Source organism: Acinetobacter sp. ME22 (assembly GCF_022012315.1).
Taxonomy (GTDB): domain Bacteria; phylum Pseudomonadota; class Gammaproteobacteria; order Pseudomonadales; family Moraxellaceae; genus Acinetobacter; species Acinetobacter brisouii_A.
Genome location: NZ_JAKLTL010000054.1, coordinates 1 through 363, shown reverse-complemented (window position 1 = coordinate 363; position 363 = coordinate 1). Strand labels below are relative to the sequence as shown.

1 pseudogene is annotated in these 363 nt (G+C 47.9%); it reads right to left on the bottom strand.

Features of this window, described 5'->3' with window-relative positions:
- Positions 1-32: 32 nt before the first annotated feature.
- Positions 33-363: pseudogene (locus tag LVY74_RS17660) on the bottom strand (LamG-like jellyroll fold domain-containing protein); the annotation flags it as partial.

Genomic DNA, 363 nt, shown 5'->3' with positions numbered 1-363 from the left:
GCCCCGATGTGGGGCTGATATTTGTTTTAAATCTATGCTGATGTAGCAAATTTCTTAGATGGTGGTGTAAAGCCTGCAATGTCATAACGGGCATGACGGGTCAAACGCCACGAATCCCAATAGCCTGCCGTTCCATCACCAATGTTTGAACCTGCACCCAAATACAGCATTGTTCCTGTCAGGCTGAACGAGGTATAGGCTGCACTCGACCCAAAGAGTCGCCCACCTGAGAATATATAAAACACGCCCTCTTTTCGCATTAAACAGATATGCTCCATGTTTCCAGTCAGTGGTGTATCTCCCGATGATGCCGTTGAGATTGGCGCGGGAAACGACCCGCCATCACGTAAAATCAGGTTAATG